This window comes from Bacteroides graminisolvens (assembly GCF_963666085.1).
Lineage (GTDB): Bacteria > Bacteroidota > Bacteroidia > Bacteroidales > Bacteroidaceae > Bacteroides > Bacteroides graminisolvens.
Window position 1 is genome coordinate 755,495 of the sequence record NZ_OY762556.1, and the last position, 20,737, is coordinate 776,231.

At 39.2% G+C, this 20,737-nt stretch carries 16 protein-coding genes and 1 pseudogene; 9 read left to right on the plus strand and 8 right to left on the minus strand.

Features of this window, described 5'->3' with window-relative positions; genetic code table 11:
- Positions 1–16: 16 nt before the first annotated feature.
- The 7 genes and pseudogenes from rhaD to ACKPCE_RS03135 form a co-directional block, all read right to left on the minus strand.
- A complete protein-coding gene (gene rhaD / locus ACKPCE_RS03105) occupies positions 17–826 on the minus strand; it encodes a rhamnulose-1-phosphate aldolase (protein WP_277638671.1) in 810 nt (269 codons plus the stop codon).
- A 17-nt stretch (positions 827–843) separates the two neighbouring features.
- Positions 844–1,875, minus strand: a complete 1,032-nt coding sequence (rhaT, locus tag ACKPCE_RS03110) for an L-rhamnose/proton symporter RhaT (RefSeq protein WP_319504160.1) — start codon at positions 1,873–1,875, stop codon at positions 844–846.
- 34 nt (positions 1,876–1,909) lie between these two features.
- Entirely contained in the window at positions 1,910–3,163 is a 1,254-nt protein-coding gene (locus ACKPCE_RS03115) for an L-rhamnose isomerase (RefSeq protein ID WP_319504161.1), read from the minus strand.
- 27 nt (positions 3,164–3,190) lie between these two features.
- The gene (gene rhaB / locus ACKPCE_RS03120; RefSeq protein ID WP_319504162.1) at positions 3,191–4,657 is read right to left on the minus strand and encodes a rhamnulokinase; all 1,467 of its coding nucleotides are present in this window, start codon (positions 4,655–4,657) and stop codon (positions 3,191–3,193) included.
- A 249-nt stretch (positions 4,658–4,906) separates the two neighbouring features.
- Positions 4,907–6,397: a glycoside hydrolase family 28 protein gene (locus ACKPCE_RS03125; protein ID WP_407655024.1), complete on the minus strand. Its 1,491-nt coding sequence runs from the start codon at positions 6,395–6,397 to the stop codon at positions 4,907–4,909.
- A 74-nt stretch (positions 6,398–6,471) separates the two neighbouring features.
- On the minus strand, positions 6,472–9,222 hold the full coding sequence (locus ACKPCE_RS03130; RefSeq protein ID WP_319504164.1) for an alpha-L-rhamnosidase: 2,751 nt from the start codon (positions 9,220–9,222) through the stop codon (positions 6,472–6,474).
- A 28-nt stretch (positions 9,223–9,250) separates the two neighbouring features.
- Positions 9,251–10,351: pseudogene (locus tag ACKPCE_RS03135) on the minus strand (glycoside hydrolase family 88/105 protein); the annotation flags it as partial.
- Positions 10,352–10,719: 368 nt separating this feature from the next.
- On the opposite strand from ACKPCE_RS03135, the gene ACKPCE_RS03140 reads away from it, so the two are divergent.
- The 9 genes from ACKPCE_RS03140 (at position 10,720) to ACKPCE_RS03180 (ending at position 18,907) form a co-directional block, all read left to right on the plus strand.
- Entirely contained in the window at positions 10,720–11,199 is a 480-nt protein-coding gene (locus ACKPCE_RS03140; RefSeq protein WP_319504165.1) for an arginine repressor, read from the plus strand.
- A 75-nt stretch (positions 11,200–11,274) separates the two neighbouring features.
- A complete protein-coding gene (locus tag ACKPCE_RS03145) occupies positions 11,275–11,853 on the plus strand; it encodes a GNAT family N-acetyltransferase (protein ID WP_319504166.1) in 579 nt (192 codons plus the stop codon).
- A gap of 39 nt (positions 11,854–11,892) precedes the next feature.
- Positions 11,893–13,092, plus strand: a complete 1,200-nt coding sequence (locus ACKPCE_RS03150) for an argininosuccinate synthase (RefSeq protein ID WP_319504167.1) — start codon at positions 11,893–11,895, stop codon at positions 13,090–13,092.
- Between the two features lie 27 nt (positions 13,093–13,119).
- On the plus strand, positions 13,120–14,088 hold the full coding sequence (gene argC, locus ACKPCE_RS03155; RefSeq protein WP_319504168.1) for an N-acetyl-gamma-glutamyl-phosphate reductase: 969 nt from the start codon (positions 13,120–13,122) through the stop codon (positions 14,086–14,088).
- 87 nt (positions 14,089–14,175) lie between these two features.
- Positions 14,176–15,300 (plus strand): aspartate aminotransferase family protein, encoded by a 1,125-nt coding sequence (locus tag ACKPCE_RS03160; protein WP_319504169.1) that lies wholly within the window; start codon positions 14,176–14,178, stop codon positions 15,298–15,300.
- Between the two features lie 168 nt (positions 15,301–15,468).
- Positions 15,469–16,245: a pyrroline-5-carboxylate reductase gene (gene proC / locus ACKPCE_RS03165; RefSeq protein WP_319504170.1), complete on the plus strand. Its 777-nt coding sequence runs from the start codon at positions 15,469–15,471 to the stop codon at positions 16,243–16,245.
- Positions 16,246–16,257: 12 nt separating this feature from the next.
- Positions 16,258–16,812: a helix-turn-helix domain-containing protein gene (locus ACKPCE_RS03170; RefSeq protein ID WP_024995353.1), complete on the plus strand. Its 555-nt coding sequence runs from the start codon at positions 16,258–16,260 to the stop codon at positions 16,810–16,812.
- A gap of 32 nt (positions 16,813–16,844) precedes the next feature.
- Positions 16,845–18,500 carry an AMP-binding protein gene (locus tag ACKPCE_RS03175; RefSeq protein WP_319504171.1) on the plus strand — a complete coding sequence of 552 codons (1,656 nt, stop codon included), beginning with the start codon at positions 16,845–16,847 and terminating at the stop codon, positions 18,498–18,500.
- A gap of 206 nt (positions 18,501–18,706) precedes the next feature.
- Positions 18,707–18,907 (plus strand): DUF2007-related protein, encoded by a 201-nt coding sequence (locus ACKPCE_RS03180; RefSeq protein ID WP_024995355.1) that lies wholly within the window; start codon positions 18,707–18,709, stop codon positions 18,905–18,907.
- A gap of 82 nt (positions 18,908–18,989) precedes the next feature.
- Here the strand turns inward: ACKPCE_RS03180 and ACKPCE_RS03185 are convergent, their stop codons facing one another.
- Positions 18,990–20,597 carry a beta-N-acetylhexosaminidase gene (locus ACKPCE_RS03185; protein WP_319504172.1) on the minus strand — a complete coding sequence of 536 codons (1,608 nt, stop codon included), beginning with the start codon at positions 20,595–20,597 and terminating at the stop codon, positions 18,990–18,992.
- Between the last annotated feature and the right edge of the window lie 140 nt (positions 20,598–20,737).

The following is a 20,737-nucleotide window of genomic DNA, read 5'->3' on the forward strand; positions in this document are numbered from 1 at the left end:
ATAAGAAAAGAGATTCTTATTTGGGCAAATTAAAGGCTACTTTAAGCTCTTCCATTAAAGCTTCAGACATTCCATCGGGTTCAAAACCCATAGATTTTGCAGTCAGGTAGATTTGAGCGGATTTTGAAAGCGTATCAATCATGTCAAAAGCCTCCATGACATTTTCACCAACAGCGCAAACACCATGTTTCTCCCACATAACAACGTCATACTCTGCCAATTCCTTAACTGTAGCTTCTGCTAATTCAACTGAACTTGGCAGAGCGTAGGGAATGATACCTAAACCTCGGGGGCAGAAAGCTCTTGTTTCAGGAATCATACTCCAAAGAAGTTTTGTCAATACATCTTTCTTGAGGAAGGCCGGATTGTGAGTCATTGCAACTAAATCAATCGGGTGAGTATGAACAGCCGCTTTATAAGTAGAACCACTTCCAATAAGATAATTATGCATAGACAAATGAGATGCCAACTCTGAAGTCGGTTTCACCGGATTGTCTGCTATGATTACATAACTTGCACAGTCATCATTAATACGTATAACAGAACCGTTTTCCATTGGCCATCTGGCCAAGTCACGCATTCTTTTATTAGTGCCTTTGCAAAAGAAATAGCAGCCTTTCAGATGAGGCAAAGTAGTTCCTATTGGCATATTGTCGCTAATAGGTTCCATTCCTTTAATTTCATCATCTACAAATTCTGTAACATTGATGGTGATATTTCCACCATTACGTTCAGCCCATCCTTTTTGCCACAAATATCCGCCAACTTCGGCTACATTAGCAACCTGTCTTGCCAGTTCAGGACGATTATCTAAAATTGATTTCATAATAAATCTATATTTTTTTAAGCTTGCGCCATTGCCACAACAATAATAGAAGAGACTAAAACAACCAAACCGGAAAGTAAGATCATAATCGTTAATTTATTAGCTCCCTTCCATTCTTTTAATATCATACCCCATACGTTGCTAAATGTAACATTGAGAGACATCAAAATACTCCATGAAAAAGCGAGTAAAACCGGACTTTCTTCAAGAAAGCTTTTGCCCATTTCCAATCCAAAAAACTGAGAATACCAAAGACCACCCGCCAAAGCACAGAACAATACATTATTAATCCATGTTGAACGACTCACACTAAAGTATTCTTTACCTGTTTTATTCTTAATGTTCTGTTGCAAACAATATGCTGCGTTGGTCATAAAACCACCAAACGTGACTAGAAAAATAACAGGCAAACCTGCATATAGTCCTTCTACTCCTGCAGATATGGCAGCTTCTTTAATAGGGGTTCCAGCTTCAAGTCCTAAAGCGAAACATGCACTCATTACGCCTGCAAGAAGCGCCACAAGCAAGCCTTTAGTTAAAGCAAAATCTTTAACAGCAGCTTTTCTTTCCTCTTCAGTCATGTTCTTTGAACGCAGACTTCCTGCATAACCTATGATTGCTATACCGGCCAAGGTAATACAGACACCAATTAATAGCATCAATCCTTCACCTTGGAACAGATCTTTTCCAGAAAATATGGCAGGAAATAAGGTACCGAACCCGGCACAAGTGCCCAATGCAATACTTTGTCCCAATGCCACACCTAAATAACGCATACTAAGTCCAAAAGTCAATCCTCCGACTCCCCATAGTACACCATAAATAATAGATGGCAAGGCTCCACCTGAAGCCCACAATTGAAACAAATCACTTCCGGCGGGAACTCCTAATAGTGCTCCTAAGAAAGGAAAAACTAACCAAGCGAATACTCCTTGTACTAGCCAAAAGTTTTCCCAACTCCATTGTTTTACTTTATTAATAGGAACATAAGAGCTGCTTTGCCCAAAACTGCCTATAGCAATAATAAAAAGTCCGATAAGTGTGTTCATGATATGTATTGTTGTTTAAATAACGCTCGTCAATTTATCTTTTTGAAGTAACTTCTTGTTCGTATTTCTGTATTTCAGAAATAAATGTTTCCCCAACCGGAACATTATTTTTCAAACAGAACATATCCCAAACAGCATTCCAAGGTAAAGTCTTTGATTCCTCAAGAAGTGCCAGACGCTCAAACAACTGATCGTTTGCTTCATATTCACGCAATTTAGCAATCGGTTCAAGTAGTCCCTGCAAGAAACATTTTTGCGTAGCACGACTACCAACTACGTATGCACCAATACGGTTGATACTAGCGTCAAAGTAGTCAAGTCCGATGTGTACTTTATCTAAAGCATCACAACGTACAATTTCTTTTGCCAAGTCCAATGTATCATCGTTCATGATTGTTACGTGGTCACTATCCCAACGAATTGGACGACTCACATGCAACATGATTTCAGGAGTGAAAAGCAGCAGCGAAGAAATTTTATCCGCAATGCTTTCTGTCAGATGGAAATGGCCTGTATCAAGCGTTACCATCTTGTTATTCTTTGAACCATAACCTAAATAGAAATCATATGAGCCAACAGTGTAGCTTTCTGCTCCGATACCAAATAATTTGGCTTCGATACAGTCTTTCATATTATCATATTTAGTCGCAAAAATTTCATCTAACGATTGTTTTAGAAGTTCGCGATAACGTAAACGATTTACGGTTTGATCCTTGCTTCCGTCATGAATCCAAAGATTCATAATACAAGGATCTCCCTGAAACTGCCCCATCGATTCTGCTATAGCACGACTACGTTTTGTATGCTCAATCCAGAAATTGCGTATGTCATTATCAGGATTGCCTAAGGTAAGACTTCCACTTTTGGGGTGAGAAAAAGAAGTAGAGTTAAAATCAAGTTTCATTCCATTCTCCTTAGCCCACTCCATCCAACTTTGGAAATGCTTCGGTTCAATTTCATCGCGATCAACAAACTTTCCGCCAAAATCGCCATATGTTGCATGCAAATTCAAACGGTGAGTTCCAGGAATATAGCTTGCAGCCTTCAATATGTCTTGACGTAACTCCTCTATATTCCTTGCTTTACCCGGATGATTACCTGTAGCTTGGATTCCGCCAGACAACTGTCCATCAGGGTTTTCAAAACCTGTAACATCATCAGCTTGCCAGCAATGAAGTGACAACGAAATCTTTTGTAATTTCTCAATAGCCTCATTGGCATCTACACCTACAGCAGCATAGCGTTCAAGAGCTATATCATAGGCTTTCTTTACTAATTCTTCTTTCATAACACAAATTCTTTTTATGTAAATAAACTATTTTTTTAGATCAATAATCTGTAAAAACCTCTTATATGCGCAATTCCATTCTCCTGTATCCTGAGGGTCAAATGTAGTCAAAGGAATAGATGAATTTATTAATTTTCTCATTTCATCCATGCCGGATGACTTTTCGGCTGCCATTGCCTGAACCATTATATTCCCGATTGCCGTAGCCTCTGAAGGGCCTGCGACAACTGTAATACCCGTGGAATTTGCTGTAAATTGATTCAATAAGTCATTACGACTTCCACCACCAATCACGTGAAGAACTTCTATCGGACGAGGAGAAAGAGCTATCAGGGAGTCGAGAACATGTCGATAGCGCAATGCAAGACTTTCAAAAATACAGCGTACAATACGCGCACGAGTATCTGGAATTGGCTGATTGGTTAAAGTACAATACTCACAGATTGCATTTTCCATGTTTGAAGGATTACTAAACAGTGCATCATCTGGATTAATAATGCTCCGGAAAGCCTCCGATTTCTGTGCTTCAGAAATTAATTCCGGGTAAGATATTTCCTCCCACTCGCTTCTGCAGCGTTCAAGCAGCCACATACCACAAATGTTTTTAAGCAAACGAACAGTACCGTCAACACCACCTTCATTTGTGAAGTTAAATGCTTCAGCTTGCGCGTTAATAACAGGCTTATCTGTTTCAATTCCCATAAGTGACCAAGTGCCACTGCTTAAATAAGCAAAATTATTAGTCAATGCCGGGACTGCAGCCACAGCAGAACCTGTATCATGGCCAGCCACAGCTACCACAGGAATAGCGCCGAGACCAGTTAACTTCTGTACTTCAGCAGTTAAGGTTCCAATCAATTCTCCAGGGTATACGAAACGGCCGAAATTATCTTCTGTCAAGCCCAAAGAAGATAGCAATTCTGGCTCTAACTTACGAGTGTGAGCATTCACCAACTGAGCTGTAGATGCGATGGTATACTCAGTTACCATTTTACCGGACAACATATACGATAAAGCATCGGGGATAAACAAGATTTTATCTGCAGACTCCAACGAGCTATCATTATTCCGGCGTAGAGTATCTAGTTGAAATAACGAATTAAAGTTCATCACTTGAATGCCCGTAAGTTCATACACCCTAGCCCTTGAAATCCTATTAAAATAGGCTTCAGGAGCACCGATAGTATGGGGGTCACGGTATGCATAAGGCTGACGAAGTATATGACCATCTTTACCAATACAAACAAAATCGACCCCCCAAGTATCAATACCGATTGAAGTGATTTCTATTTGCTTTTGAGCAGCGATTTTCAGTCCTTCAATGATGTGCTGATACAAAGCATTTATATCCCAATAAACATGACCACCAACTTCAATCAAATGATTTGGGAAACGATTAACCTCTTCCAATTCGAACCCTTTATCTGTAAAAGCTCCCAATATGGTGCGTCCACTCGTAGCTCCAAGGTCAACTGCAAAAAAACACTGTTTCATAATACGTGTTGTGATGAATTATTGTTAGAATAAGAAAATTACTCTGAATACTAGTCGTTTAACATAGCATATTACAAAACTAACAAGAATATAAATAATCGTTTATGTGTATTTTGATGGAAAAGATAGCATATTTGGCAATAACTTATTGTCCATATCAAATAAATAAAGTGTGTACAAAGAATATATATTCTGTACACACTTTATTTATTAGCAAAAACTGGTAAACTTCTAAATTTCAATAATATCTTAGTGAATTTTATCGCAGAAACGACTTATTATTTTCTGACCCTTTTTATTATGTATATTAACATTCTTGAGTGTTATATTTTTGCTGTAAACAAATTCGGCTCCGTAAGTTGATGTAATATCAATATTCTGTAGTGTGATGCCATCTATAGGCATCTCAGGAATACCATTAAAGAATAATGCTCTACGCGCGCCTGAACACACCAAGTTATCAATATAAATATTCTTAAATACGGGGGTTGTTTCATCAATAGACATAGGTGTAACCTCATCGGGTTGCTTTATTCCACTTTCAAGTAGTTCCACTGCTGAGAGACCGCCATAATATAAATTAAATGTAACCGGTTCGGTAGCAATATCCATCATCGAAACATTTTTAACCCATATATTTTCTACAACTCCCCCACGACCTCGTTTACTTTTAAACCGCAGGCCCACATCTGTGCCAAGAAACTGACAATTAGCAACTGATATATTGCGAACTCCTCCACTCATTTCACTTCCTACAACAAAGCCTCCATGCCCTTTAAAAACAGTACAACCATCAACAATAACATTTTCTGTGGGACACCCACGCTTACGTCCATCTTCATCTTTCCCACTTTTAATACAAATACCATCATCACCCACATCGAAAGTCGAATTTACAATGAGTACATTCTTACACGATTCCAAATCTAAACCGTCTCCATTTTGTGCATAACTAGGGTTACGGACTTGTATATCATCAATTATTATATTCTCGCACATCAATGGATGTAGATTCCAAGCTGGAGAATTTTGAAATATCACTCCCTCAAGCAAGACATTTTTGCAATCAATAAGGCTTAACATCACAGGGCGTAAGAAATGGCGTATACTCTGCCATTCCTCTTCTGTCTTCAAATTACGCGGAACATTCATATCACTAATGCTATCACCTTTCAAAGACTCAGGATGTGGAAACCAATAAGTAGGACGTTTAAAAACACCGCCTCTAGATATTGTCTCTTTCCAAATACTTTCATTTACTTTTTCGCGTTTCAACGGACGCCAAAAATGACCATTTCCGTCAATTGCTCCCTGACCGGTAATTGCTACGTTAATTAAAGCCCTACCCGATATAGGTGATTGGCAACGCCGAGTATCCAAACCTTCAAAAGAAGTTTCAACCAATGGGTATAAATCGACATCTGGTGAGAACAGAATTACTGCTCCCTTCTCCAGATGCAGGTTAATATTGCTTTTAAGAATGATGGGACCCGTAAACCAAACTCCAGCAGGGACAATCAATTTACCACCCCCTTTATCAACCAAAGCATCAATAGCCTGGGCAAATGACTCGGTACAGAGATGTTCTCCATTTCCAATAGCTCCATAGTCTTTCAAGTTAACCTCATTAGCAGCAAAAACAGGCTCCTTCACACGAGGCATATCAAAAGGTGAATTTTTATATAGATATTCGTACTTATACGGTTCCGAATGCTGACAAGAAACCAATCCTATCAACATACCACATAACACGAGACTAGTATTCAGTAATTTCATAAGTTATTATTTGAGAATTATATGTTCATATGGGATAATCAATGCGTTATTGGTTCCATAGGAATAAGTCTTACTGGAGTCAGAAGACCACTTGGTACGGATTCCCAGTTTGCATATCCAGTTTTATTATAGTTCCGATCCACCATATTGATTTCTTTAAAGACACGCCACTCCTTACCTCTCCTGTCCAGATCGGCAATTCTATTGGCTGAAAGATTAGTGACTTCAATCTCAATTGTATTGATACCCAATTTCAAATATTTGCCTATCATACAACGAAATGGAACAGCCCATAATGTCGCAACGGATTTGTTATTAATAATAACCTTTGCACTTTCTCTGACATCACCCAAGTCAAGTATCCATTCAGGCGCTGAAAGGGGATTGATTTCAAAAGTTGTTTTATAAACACCTGTTCCCATCGTGTTTTTCACCTCCGGCAAATTATAATTAGTCCACGTTCCTACTTGTACCTGTTTCAATGTTCCATGTACCTCCGGCAGCGATATGGAAAAGCAAAAGTCAAATTTATTTATTTCAATTAAAATTTCCTCGCGAGACGTCTTCAAATAATCCCATGCTTTAACATCGACATCATATGCTGAAAATGTTTTTAGAATAATTGAAGATCCTGAAGACAGTTGCATATAAACTTCTGTCTGTCCGTTTACATTTCGCAAAGCAGCCTTACCTTGTTCACCAGTCATTGGGTCAAAGAAGAGCGCCGATTTAGCTTTCACTCCCAATGGAATCCATCCCTCCGTATCATCGCTTTTCAAAGCCGATATAAAATAATGATAACCATCTTCATTACAACGCCTGATACAACTTAGTCCCCAATCCCTCTTCATTATTTCAGGCCGTACACCTGTCTGTCTCAAAGTCTCGGCATAATCATGACCAAACAAAATACGCTCTTTATTTTGCGACTTGAGTTTTTCTAAACATTGATTAAAATTTTCCCTACGCAAGTCTAAGGCATTATAACCAGGAACATCCTCAGGAAAACGGTCTAGAAAAACAAGGGTCGCTCCTTCACTGGCCAATTTCACTAACTTAGCAAGCACATCATCTGGCATCAATTTCACACCGGGAATAATTAAAGCTTTGAAAGAAATTCCACCACTCGTAACGATCTTACCGTCTACACATTGCGCATTACGTATAAAATTATCAGAAATATAATCCACATCATATCCTGCATTATATATCCGGTGCACTGCTTCAATAAAACTAGGGGCTCTCTGAGACATTTTATGAATGTCGAACATTAATAATCGGCCGTCTTGTTCTTGCCACATATCATATATGGGAAGATATAACAAAAAGTCATTATCCGGTGCACCCATCTGCAGAAAACTTTGGCAACGAGATATATAGTCAAAAAAGGAAGGTGCATCTTTCCAAATACTATTAGTAGGACTCATGTCTATAGACGCATAAAACTTCCAACCAGGCCACTCAGCCTCTTTGGGTGAATAAGTACAACCGTGAAAATAAGCATGATTTACTCCCGACACAAACATTAAATCGATATCAGGTTTACACTGCGACAATGAAGTGCGAAAATGTTCGGTAAGCCAGGTAAAGGTTTCAGACGAGATATAGGGTTTCCCCGCAATATGCGCAGCAGACGAAGCATATTTAAGCATTGATAGATCTGAATCATTAGAGCGAGTAAGCGAATCTTTTCTCAAGCCTTTAATATTAAAATCTGATATACCAAAACCTTCACATTCAGGAACATCAACAGTTGCATACAAATCAATTAAGTTACCTGGCGAACCATGTGCTTGGTTACGAGTCTTAGCACCATGACTATGAGCCCATTCCGTCCACTGTTTTGTAAAATTCGCCTGCAACAGTTCAGCCATCGTTTCTCTATAATCAGAAATAATACGAGCAGTATTATCAGAACGTACTTCCGACAGAAATTCGGGCAAATGTTCTTCTAATTTATATCCTCTTCTTAATGCAAATTCTTCAAAGAAGCGGGGTGTCCAATCAGCCTTATAGACTTCATAAGAATCATTAAAAAAATTATGAGGGTAAGAGACTTTACTATTCGAGAAAGCTTTATCAAAACGAGCCAGATAGTTTTCTACTGATTTTTCAGAAAAGTGGTCCATCACATATCCTTCTCCACCTGGAGCTGCTCTTTTTACCTTTTGAAGTGTTTTGCCGGTAAAAGCTGCAATAAGCCGCCAGTTTCCCTTGGAAGCCTTCCAATTCAGCATCCCTTTGTTATCCACCTTTAATGTTAAATCCAAACAAATCCCTTTATCAGAAAAACCCATCAGACGACTTAAAACAGCATGTGCTTTTTGAGTCTTATCTTCCGGCTCTACTTTCACCCTTAAACGCTCACCACCCTTTAGCTTATATTCGCTAATAAGCAAGCAAGATGCAGCATCTTCAAGACTAACCTCAGGGCTACCAAAAGGCCAACCGGTACCCGTATTCATATCAATTTGCATTCCGTTCCTATGCGCTTCGCTCTGGGTATGGCGCAACATCTCCATCCATTGTGGTGAGAGAAACGGAATCTCATTGGCATCATTTCCTTGAACTCCATATATAGGAGTTATTTCCAAAGTACCCATACCAGCTTCTGCATAACTCTTAATATTACGAGTTAAATTCTCTTTATCTACCGCACTACCCATCCACCACCAGCGAGTTGCAGGTTTAGCTTCCACATTTATATTCGGCCAGCTTGTCACTTGGGCATAAGAACGCACACATGATATTACAAAAGCTATTACTAAAAGCCACTTATTATGATTCATAGGTTATCAAATTGTGTTTTTCATTTCATTATTTTGCTAATTCAAGACACCCCATAATAAAAGGTCCTGTTGCTTTAGCATCGTTATCTCTCATTTTCTCACCTATATAATATTCAAAACTCCCGTCGCGGTAGGGATTACCACCTAATCCTCCAACTTGACAACAACGAGTCAAGGTCAATGTGCCATCAGCATTCTCAACTAACAGCTTTTCTTTAAGTCCTTTGAAAGCATTTTCCGCATAAACTTTATACTTTTTATCAATATAACCTTTGTTCACCGCTTTGGCATAAGCATACATAAACTGTGTAGTGACTGATGCCTCTGGGAAATTACCTTCACGCGTTGGCTGATCAAGAACTTGATACCACAAACCATCTTTATCCTGATATTTAGGTAATACTTCTGCTAAGTTTTGAATCCAAACAATCATGTCAGCTCTTCCCTGATGGCTCTGAGGTATATAATCGAGTGCATCAACCAATGCCATAAACCACCAACCGATACTTCTTCCCCAGAAGTTAGGAGAATGTCCTGTTTTAAGATCGGCCCAACGCTGACTTTTACTCTCATCCCATGCATGGTGATACAAACCTGTTTTGCTATCATAAGTATGTTTATAACATAAAGTAAACTGCTTTACTGCTTCATCAATCCACTCGGGTTTATTGAACTCTGCACCATATTGAGCCAAAAAGGGAGAAGCCATATACAAACCGTCTAACCATATTTGATGCTGATAAATCAGTTTATGCCAATATGCACCTTCAAGGGTACGTGGGTGATTTTTCATTTGTTTGACAAGTAGATCCATCGCTAATTTATACTTTTCTTTATGGGTCTCACGATACAAATCAAACAAGACTTTACCTGAATTAACATAATCGATATTATACGTTTCAACACGATATAAATGGATATCACCTTTATCATCTATCAACGAATCTGCCCACTTCTCAACATAATCAAAATATCGTTTATTTCCGGTAGATTTCCACATTTGCAACATTGCACAACAACCTACTCCTTGAGCATAACCAAAAAACGGAGCTTTCCCATGATCCAACTGCCATGCTTCGGGAAAGCGCTGCATTTCAGAATCAGCAAACCACTGAGCATACCTTTCGGGTACAGATGTTTTTTTCTTTTTGTCACTCGAAGATAAAGCGCTTTCTTTTCGAATATCTCGTTGTACCATATCATAAGGGTTCACCTTAGCATGAACAGATACTAATGTAACAAATAAAAAGACGAAGAGGATTTCAATAAGTTTTCTCATTATGAATGTGCTTTTATGGTTTAAAAAATAAAGAATGATTCATTTTACAAAAATAACAATAAAACTTTTTATTCGAGGTTGATTTTTTGACTGTTATCTTATAGTTTTTGTCGTTTTATTCTTGTTTTAGCATAAATGAATAAAAAAATGACGTATTTATGCATCTTATCACCAAAATAATGCATACTTTTGCAAAGTCTCTAGAATAATTATACAAGATGAAGAAGAAAGCAAGCAGATTAGATGCCATTAAGATGATTATTTCCAGCAAAGAAATAGGTTCACAAGATGAACTCTTGCAGGAACTTAACAGCGAAGGTTTTGAATTAACTCAAGCCACACTCTCCCGTGACCTGAAACAACTTAAGGTAGCCAAGGCAGCGAGCATGAATGGAAAGTATGTCTATGTTTTACCCAATGACATCATGTACAAACGCCAAACTGACCAGAAGGCTTCCGAAATGCTATCTAATAATGGTTTCGTTTCACTACAGTTTTCGGTTAATATAGCAGTTATCAAAACACGCCCAGGATATGCCAGCAGTATTGCATATGACATAGACAACCGTGAAGGTATTGATATATTAGGTACCATTGCCGGAGACGATACAATTATGCTGGTTCTTCGCGAAGGAGCTGTTCATAATGATGTGCGTAAGTTTTTATCATCAATTATTCCGATACAAAAGAAAGAGTAAACAAAGAGCTTAGCAACCTAAACTCAAAAAATAGAATCAGAATTTAATTTTAAAGCTTAAAGCTTATTTCAGGAAATGGACAATCAAATTGAAGTCATGGTAGCCGACGCATCCCATGAGGTTTACGTTGACACTATATTAGAAACAATTACGACCGCCGCAAAAGTAAGAGGCACGGGAATTGCAAAGCGTTCGCATGAATATGTAGCGCAAAAGATGCGTGAGGGAAAAGCGATCATTGCCCTTTGCGGTAATGAATTTGCAGGTTTTTGCTATATTGAGTCATGGGGAAACAAACAATATGTAGCTAATTCAGGGCTTATTGTTGTTGAAAAATTCCGTGGTCAAGGGCTAGCTAAGCGAATAAAAAAAGCAGCATTTCAGCTTTCACGCCTCCGATGGCCTAATGCCAAGCTATTTGGGTTAACTAGTGGAGGAGCTGTTATGAAGATCAACACCGAACTAGGTTATGTACCGGTCCCTTTCTCTGAGCTAACAACCGATGATGCTTTTTGGAAAGGTTGTGAAGGATGCTGTAATCATGACATATTAGAACGTACAGGTAGAAAATACTGTATCTGCACTGCTATGCTTTACGATCCTACAAAACACCAAAAGGACGGAGAACAAAATGATGTTGAAGACATCAAATAAACGAATTCAAAAAAGGTCATCTACCAAAATAAAATAATTATGAAAAAGAAAGTTGTTTTAGCATTCAGCGGTGGTTTGGACACCTCGTTTTGTGCTATGTATTTATCAAAGGAAAAGGGGTACGAAATATACACTGCTATTGCAAATACCGGTGGATTCAGTGAAGAAGATCTAAAAACGATTGAAGATAAAGCATACAAACTAGGAGCGGTTAAGCATGCGACATTAGATGTTACTCAAGATTATTATAATAAGAGTATCAAATATATGATATTTGGAAATGTATTGCGAAACGGAACCTATCCGATTTCAGTCAGTTCTGAACGCATTTTCCAAGCAATTGCTATAGCTAATTATGCACGTGAGATAGGAGCTGATGCCATCGCTCATGGAAGTACCGGCGCAGGGAACGACCAAATTCGTTTTGACCTTACATTTGATGTGCTTGCACCGGGAATTGAGATTATTACCCCTACACGTGACATGGTACTGACTCGTGAATACGAAATAAACTATCTTCGTGAACACGGATTTGTTGCCGATTTTGTAAAAATGGAATACTCCATCAATAAAGGTCTATGGGGAACAAGCATCGGAGGAAAAGAGACATTGCAAAGCGATCAAACTCTTCCCGAATCAGCATACCCAAGCCAAGTAAGTAATACAGACAATCAGACACTCAAACTCGAGTTTAAAGGAGGAGAGCTTCATGCTGTTAATGGAGAAGTATTTTCAGACAAGGTAAAATCTATTAACAAAGTAGAAGAAATTGGAAGCAAGTACGGCATAGGACGAGACATGCACATCGGAGATACAATCATTGGTATCAAAGGTCGAGTAGGATTTGAAGCTGCTGCTCCTATGCTAATTATCAATGCACACAAAATGCTTGAAAAACATACCCTAAGTAAATGGCAGCAATATTGGAAAGATCAGGTTGGCACATGGTATGGCATGTTTCTACACGAAGCTCAATACCTTGAGCCTGTTATGCGCGATATTGAAGCAATGCTTGAGAGTTCACAACGTAATGTTAACGGAACAGTAAGTATTATACTTCGTCCTTATAGCTACACTCTTGTTGGAGTAGAATCAACTTATGATCTTGTTAAAACGGACTTCGGCGAATATGGTGAAGTACAAAAAGGATGGACAGCAGAGGATGCTAAAGGTTTTACCAAAATACTTTCAACTCCATTACGCGTATATTATGCCAACCAAAAAAAGAACGGCAAATAAATTAAATAATATTCAACACAATTAAGTATGATTAGAGCAGGAATTATAGGTGGGGCAGGTTATACCGCAGGTGAGCTTATTCGTCTACTAGTCAACCATCCTGAAGCAGAAATTGTATTTGTCAATAGCAGCAGTAACGCAGGGAATAGAATAACCGATGTACATGGAGGTTTGTATGGTGAATGCGATTTGGCCTTCACAGATGAATTACCATTGGACAAAATCGATGTATTATTCTTCTGTACTGCCCACGGAGATACACGGAAGTTTATGGAAAGCCACAACATTCCCGAAAGTCTGAAGATCATTGACCTATCAATGGACTATCGCATAGCAAGCAGTGAGCACAACTTTCTTTATGGACTTCCTGAGCTTAACCGCCGGGCTATCTGCAAAGCCAGCCGGGTGGCTAATCCCGGTTGTTTTGCTACATGCATTGAGTTAGGATTGCTTCCGTTAGCCAAACATCTAATGCTTAACTCAGACATCAGCGTAAATGCTATTACGGGTAGCACAGGTGCTGGTGTAAAGCCAAGTTCAACCAGTCATTTTAGCTGGCGCAACAATAACATGAGTATATATAAGGCATTTGATCATCAGCATATTCCTGAGATTAAGCAATCATTAACACAATTACAAAACAGTTTCAATGCTGAAATTGACTTTATCCCATATCGTGGAGATTTTCCTCGAGGAATCTTTGCGACATTGGTAGTAAAAACCAAAGTCGATCTCCATGAAATTACCCGTATTTACGAAGAATATTACGAAAGAGATTCATTTGTACACATTGTCGACAAAAACATTGATCTTAAACAAGTTGTAAACACCAACAAATGTCTTATTCACCTAGAGAAACATGGTGATAAATTACTCATAATCTCCTGCATCGACAACTTGCTAAAGGGAGCATCGGGACAAGCCGTTCACAATATGAACCTCATGTTTAATCTTGAAGAGACAGTTGGTCTTCGACTGAAGCCAGCTGCTTTTTAAGAATTATATTAATATTAAAACAAATAGTTATTAATCACCTGCCTCCTGTTTCCAGAATATCAGGCAGGTGCAAAGGAGGATTTTATCATGAAATTATTCGATGTTTATCCGCTATTTAACATCAACATTGTAAAAGGAGAAGGTTGCTACGTATGGGATGAAACCGGTACTAAATACCTCGATCTCTATGGCGGACATGCAGTTATATCCATCGGACATAGTCATCCCCATTATGTGGATATGATAACAAAGCAAGTCGCCCAGTTGGGATTCTATTCAAACTCTGTGATTAACAAATTACAGCAAGAAGTTGCAACTCGGCTAGGAGTTCTGTCCGGTTACGACGATTATTCACTTTTTTTGATCAACACAGGTGCAGAAGCAAATGAAAATGCCTTAAAATTGGCATCTTTTTATAACGGAAGAACACGAATCATTTCTTTTTCCAAATCTTTCCACGGACGCACCTCTTTGGCTGTTGAGGCTACAGATAATCCTAAAATTATCGCTCCAATCAACAATAATGCTCATACCACCTACTTGCCGCTTAACGACATAGAGGTAGTCAAAGCAGAACTGTCTATGAATGATGTATGCGCTGTCATTATAGAAGGTATACAGGGAGTAGGAGGTATTAAATTACCCGACGATGATTTTTTAAAAGAACTTCGTGAAGCATGTACTGCCACAAATACCGTATTAATTCTTGATGAAATACAAAGCGGCTACGGACGAAGTGGCAAGTTTTTTGCACATCAATATGCCGGAATCAAGCCCGACATAATCACTGTTGCTAAAGGAATTGGCAACGGATTTCCAATTGCTGGAGTACTTATATCGCCTATATTTAAACCGGTTTACGGCATGTTGGGAACAACATTTGGAGGTAACCATTTAGCTTGTGCAGCTGCTTTAGCGGTAATAGATGTCATTGAAAAAGATCATTTAACAGAAAACGCAGCACAAGTGGGGCAATACCTGCTACAACAACTTAAAACCTTCCCACAAATCAAAGACGTGAGAGGTCGTGGGTTAATGATAGGATTAGAGTTTGAGGAACCGGTAAAAGAAATCCGCAACAAACTTCTTTATGAAGAGAAAGTCTTTACGGGAGTGAGTGGAACCAATGTCATTCGCTTGTTGCCACCGCTTTGCTTGAGTATAGAACAGGCAGATGAATTCTTACAACGATTCAAAAAAGTTTTAGGCTGAGAAACTGAATTTTTTTGCTGCAAAGTTATCATTTGCACATAAATCTTGTAACTTTGCCGCTATTGCAGTAATAAATGACAGATGTGTCAATGGTCATCATCTTGCTATTGCAGCATGGCTATTGGCACATTCTTCATAAAGAACATGTTGGAACTAAAATTTAAATACATGAAAGTAGCAATTATCGGCGCAGGAAATATGGGTGGTGCCATAGCTAGAGGAATGGCGCAAGGCAGCCTTATTCGGCCCGTAGATATCACCGTTTCAAATCCATCGGAAGGCAAACTATGCGCTATCCAGGAATTCAATCCACAAATTAAAACCACCTGCAATAATCAGGAGGCAATCAATGAAGCCGATCTTATAATTCTAGCAGTCAAGCCATGGTTCATAAAAGAAGTCATTGAAGGACTAACTCTACAAACCGAAAAACAGATTATCGCTTCCGTTGCAGCAGGAATACCTTTCGCTGAATACGAGCAATGGATCGGAGAAAAGGCTACAATCTTCCGTATCATACCGAACACGGCAATATCACAGATGCAAAGTATGACCCTATTGGCTTCACACAACGCAAGCAAAGAACAAGAAGCACTACTTGCCAACATCTTCAATGAAATGGGAGTAGCCATGCTTATTGATGAAAAACAAATGGGCGCAGCCACGGCTCTAACATCTTGCGGCATTGCTTATGTATTAAAATATATACAGGCAGCGATGCAAGCCGGAGTAGAAATGGGTATTTATCCGAAAGACGCCGCTCGCATGGTAGCCCAATCTGTAAAAGGAGCGGCAGAACTGATTCTTACCAATGAAAGCCATCCGTCAGTTGAGATAGATAAAGTTACCACACCAGGCGGACTCACTATAAAGGGAATTAACGAGCTTGAGCATGGAGGATTCACATCGGCCATTATCAATGCAATGAAAGCTAGTTTAAAATAAAACAATCAAACCATGGATGAACAAATTAAACAGATAGCGGAACGTCTTCGCGGGTTGCGAGATGTGCTGGAGCTAAGTGTAGACACTCTCGTAGAAGAATGCGAATTAACTAAAGAAGAATACCTTCATGCAGAAAGCGGACAATATGATATATCGGTAAGTATGCTCCAAAAAATAGCCCGCCGATATAATATTGCTCTTGAGGCACTCATGTTTGGTGAGGAACCCAAAATGAGCACCTATTTTATTACCAGAAGTGGCAAAGGAACATCTATTGAACGCCGTAAGGCATACAAATACCAATCTCTTGCTGCAGGATTTATGAATCGCCATGCCGATCCGTTTATCGTCACCGTAGAACCTAAAAATGATGACGAACCGATGCAACAGAACAGCCATAACGGACAAGAATTTAATCTTGTACTTAAAGGTAGTATGCTTTTTTGTATAGGAGGAAAAGAGCTTATCCTAAATGAAGGTGACAGCATCTATTTTGACTCAAAGATACCTCACGGAATGAAAGCCCTCAATCAACAAACCGTAAAATTCTTGGCAGTTATCATGTAAATAACTTCCGATAATCCAAACAATCAATCATTATGATAGAAAAGTTCTTATCAAAAACCTCCTTTACTTCACAGGAAGACTTTATTGAGAATCTTAAAATCAACGTGCCTGACTCTTTCAACTTCGGTTACGATGTAGTGGATGCATGGGCTGCCGAACAGCCTGAAAAACCCGCATTGATGTGGACCAATGATAAGGGTGAACACCGCCAATTCACATTCGGCGAAATGAAGCATTATACAGACCAAACTGCATCATATTTTCAAAGCTTAGGCATTGGACACGGGGATATGGTTATGTTGATTCTGAAAAGACGCTATGAGTTTTGGTTTAGCATAGTAGCACTGCATAAACTTGGCGCTGTGGTAATTCCGGCAACTCATCTGCTCACTAAAAAGGATATTGCGTATCGTTGCAACGCAGCAAGTATCAAGATGATTGTTGCAGCAGGTGAAGAAAGCGTTACCAAACACATTGTCGATGCCATGCCTGACTCACCAACCGTTCAAAAGTTGGTTAGTGTAGGTCCCGAAATACCAGAAGGTTTTCTTGATTTTCATGAAGGAATTGAAAAAGCTACTCCTTTCACCCGCCCTAAAGAAGCAAATAAGAATGATGACATTTCTTTAATGTACTTCACTTCAGGAACAACCGGACAGCCCAAAATGGTAGCACACGACTTCACTTATCCATTGGGACATATTGTTACGGCAAGTTTTTGGCACAATCTCAACGAACAAAGCTTACACCTAACGATAGCCGATACAGGATGGGGAAAAGCCGTTTGGGGGAAACTCTACGGACAATGGATAGCAGGAGCCAATGTATTCGTTTACGATCATGAGAAATTCACACCAGCGGAAATACTCAAAAAGATACACGATTACCACATCACATCACTCTGTGCACCTCCCACCATTTTTCGTTTTCTCATTCGCGAGGATCTTACTAAATATGATCTGTCGTCGCTCAAATATTGCACCATTGCCGGTGAAGCACTAAACCCTGCCGTATACGAAACGTTTAAGAAGCTAACAGGAATTAAGCTGATGGAAGGTTTCGGACAAACAGAAACCACACTCACCATTGGAACATTCCCTTGGATGGAGCCAAAACCCGGAAGTATGGGAGTACCAAATCCTCAGTACGAAATGGATTTGATTGATGCAGAAGGCCGTTCAGTAGAAGCCGGTGAACAAGGAGAGATTGTAATCCGCACCGATAAAGGAAAGCCTTTGGGATTATTTAAAGAGTATTACCGCGATGCAAAACGTACACAAGAAGCTTGGCATGATCATATCTATTATACGGGAGACGTGGCATGGAAAGACGAAGACGGTTATTATTGGTTTGTAGGCCGTGCCGATGATGTTATTAAGAGTTCAGGATACCGAATTGGTCCTTTTGAAGTAGAAAGCGCTTTAATGACACATCCAGCAGTAGTTGAATGTGCTATTACCGGTGTACCTGATGACATCCGCGGACAAGTAGTAAAAGCGACTATTGTTTTGGCGCATGATTATAAGCATCTTGCCGGAGAAGATTTAATTAAGGAATTGCAAGATCACGTAAAAAAAGTAACTGCGCCCTATAAATACCCGCGGGTCATTGAGTTTGTAAACGAACTTCCCAAAACGATTAGCGGTAAAATAAGACGAGTTGAAATCCGAGAGAACGATGTGAAATAAAAACATACTGTCGGCAATTAGCCCTATCTCGAGGCTGCAAATACTTAAAAATAGTAATTTGCAGCCTTTTATTGTTAAAACATGTAGCAAAACGATGTTTCGGTAACGTTTGCACTACATTTTTGTTTCAGAATATAAAACGGATTTATTTGCAGTACAAAAAAAACATCTATATTTGCAGCCGTAACTAAGTCAGCATTAAAACAATGGTAACAAATAAAAAAAAGTCTTTAGTAGATGTTTTTGCAGGTAGCCCTTGGGAAGTAAACTCAGTCATTGAGTTACTCACTGCATCCTATATAAAAGTATCCATAAAAGACAAAGACCTCAACAGCATACGTCTTTCAGTTCCGTACGACCAATACACCGCAGCCATTCAGTTGATTGACGGGAAAAAAATATTCTAAGACAGACAAGAGAGAAGAAGTCTACATGAATGCTCACAACTAAATGTGAGAAAAAGGTGCCAGTTTACTGACACCTTTTTATTTATCTATATGGATGTTCTAAATCAAGCATCCGAAAAACCGCTTCCGAATAATTGGCTCCCCATAAATCATAACGATCAAACTGAGTTTGAAGTTTCTGTGTAAACCGAACCCAGTCTTTATCAAAGCTCCACAACCGCTCAGCGAGAGCAGACATACGGGGAAACAAAGCAAATTCCAACTCTGCAGGAGTAGAAACATATTCAGTCCACATACACCCTTGCCCACCCAGCACTCTACTTTTCTGTTCATCAGACAAACTATCGGGTAATATAGGCAAATCATATACTTTTTCTAGTGGAAGAAAGCCCGGAAAGCCTAACTCCTTCTGACGGCGTGACTCTTTTATATTCAGATAAGTATAAGCCGATGGAGTAACAATTACCTGATGCCCATTCTTCAAAGCTTTAACAGCTTGGGCCGACTTTCTCCAATTCATCACAACACAATCTGCTGAAACACCTCCTTCAAGTATTTCATCCCATCCAACCAATGTTTTGCCTTTGGCATTTACCACCTCCTGAACATAATGAATAAAATAGCGATGCAATTCTTTTTCATTCTTTAAACGATGAGCACGCATGAAAGACTGAGTCTCTTCAGATTCTTTCCACCATCGAACAGCACACTCATCACCACCCACATGAATATAAGGCGAAGGAAATAAGCTGCATAGCTCAGAAAAAACACCCTTCAGAAAGCTGAACACCTCTGGTTTGGGAGCCAGTACATTATTAAATTTATTATATATACCCCATGTTAATGCACACTCCTTTGATGCATCGTTTACAGTACCAAACTCAGGATAAGCGGCCAACACTGACATACAATGACCAGGAATATCAATTTCGGGTATGATCGTTATAAAACGTTCGGCGGCATAAGCTATAACTTCCTTAATCTCCTCTTGTGTGTAAAAGCCACCATAAGGCAATTCCTTATATACACCAGGATATATTCCCTCTATTTCCCCTTTCCGATAAGCCCCGATTTGAGTCAGCTTAGGATAAGACTTCATTTCAATGCGCCAACCCTGGTCATCAGTCAAATGCCAATGAAAATAATTCATTTTATGTAGTGCCATGTAATCAATGTAACGCTTGATATAGGCAATAGGAAAGAAATGTCTTACCACATCCAAGTGCATTCCTCGATACGCAAAGCGAGGTTCATCATGTATCGTTACAAGTGGAATATCAGCCAACACGCCAGCTTTCACAGGCAATAATTGAATTAATGTCTGCACTCCATAAAATACCCCCGCCGCATCATTTCCTTTAATGACAATACCCTTGTTGGTAACCTCCAGTTGATAACCTCCCGAAACTCTTCCATTATTTAGATTTTGCAAAACAATGGCTTTACGGATCGAATCAATCTCTTTACTCTTTACTTTTCGAGCAGACAGTGAAAGCCCCAGCAAATCAGTAGTATACTTGCAAAAATAATCTGCAACCGATAGCAACTCTTTCTGCCCCGTAACGACGAATGTTTCGCGGGTTACTCGAAACGTTCCATGAGCCACCGACATTTCCCGAGGCTGCGGAATGATATGAACATTTGAAAGAACTTGTGCAGACAAACCGATATTACACACAAAAGAAATCATAATTAAAAGTTTACGTAACATATTATCACAGGGGCTCTGAATAACACACATGACTATAACTCGGCAGAGCCCATAAACCTTGCCATAAGTCATTAAAAACAAATCCCCCATGAAATAAAATCAAGCAAACATTCCAATTA

Excerpts from the sequence above, each read along its gene's own strand:
- rhaD (WP_277638671.1), bottom strand. The coding sequence starts at position 826 with ATGAAATCAATTTTAGATAATCGTCCTGAACTGGCAAGACAGGTTGCT.
- rhaT (WP_319504160.1), bottom strand. The coding sequence starts at position 1,875 with ATGAACACACTTATCGGACTTTTTATTATTGCTATAGGCAGTTTTGGG.
- ACKPCE_RS03115 (WP_319504161.1), bottom strand. The coding sequence starts at position 3,163 with ATGAAAGAAGAATTAGTAAAGAAAGCCTATGATATAGCTCTTGAACGC.
- rhaB (WP_319504162.1), bottom strand. The coding sequence starts at position 4,657 with ATGAAACAGTGTTTTTTTGCAGTTGACCTTGGAGCTACGAGTGGACGC.
- ACKPCE_RS03125 (WP_407655024.1), bottom strand. The coding sequence starts at position 6,397 with ATGTTGATAGGATTGGTTTCTTGTCAGCATTCGGAACCGTATAAGTAC.
- ACKPCE_RS03130 (WP_319504164.1), bottom strand. The coding sequence starts at position 9,222 with ATGAATCATAATAAGTGGCTTTTAGTAATAGCTTTTGTAATATCATGT.
- ACKPCE_RS03140 (WP_319504165.1), top strand. The coding sequence starts at position 10,720 with ATGAAGAAGAAAGCAAGCAGATTAGATGCCATTAAGATGATTATTTCC.
- ACKPCE_RS03145 (WP_319504166.1), top strand. The coding sequence starts at position 11,275 with ATGGACAATCAAATTGAAGTCATGGTAGCCGACGCATCCCATGAGGTT.
- ACKPCE_RS03150 (WP_319504167.1), top strand. The coding sequence starts at position 11,893 with ATGAAAAAGAAAGTTGTTTTAGCATTCAGCGGTGGTTTGGACACCTCG.
- argC (WP_319504168.1), top strand. The coding sequence starts at position 13,120 with ATGATTAGAGCAGGAATTATAGGTGGGGCAGGTTATACCGCAGGTGAG.
- ACKPCE_RS03160 (WP_319504169.1), top strand. The coding sequence starts at position 14,176 with ATGAAATTATTCGATGTTTATCCGCTATTTAACATCAACATTGTAAAA.
- proC (WP_319504170.1), top strand. The coding sequence starts at position 15,469 with ATGAAAGTAGCAATTATCGGCGCAGGAAATATGGGTGGTGCCATAGCT.
- ACKPCE_RS03170 (WP_024995353.1), top strand. The coding sequence starts at position 16,258 with ATGGATGAACAAATTAAACAGATAGCGGAACGTCTTCGCGGGTTGCGA.
- ACKPCE_RS03175 (WP_319504171.1), top strand. The coding sequence starts at position 16,845 with ATGATAGAAAAGTTCTTATCAAAAACCTCCTTTACTTCACAGGAAGAC.
- ACKPCE_RS03180 (WP_024995355.1), top strand. The coding sequence starts at position 18,707 with ATGGTAACAAATAAAAAAAAGTCTTTAGTAGATGTTTTTGCAGGTAGC.
- ACKPCE_RS03185 (WP_319504172.1), bottom strand. The coding sequence starts at position 20,597 with ATGATTTCTTTTGTGTGTAATATCGGTTTGTCTGCACAAGTTCTTTCA.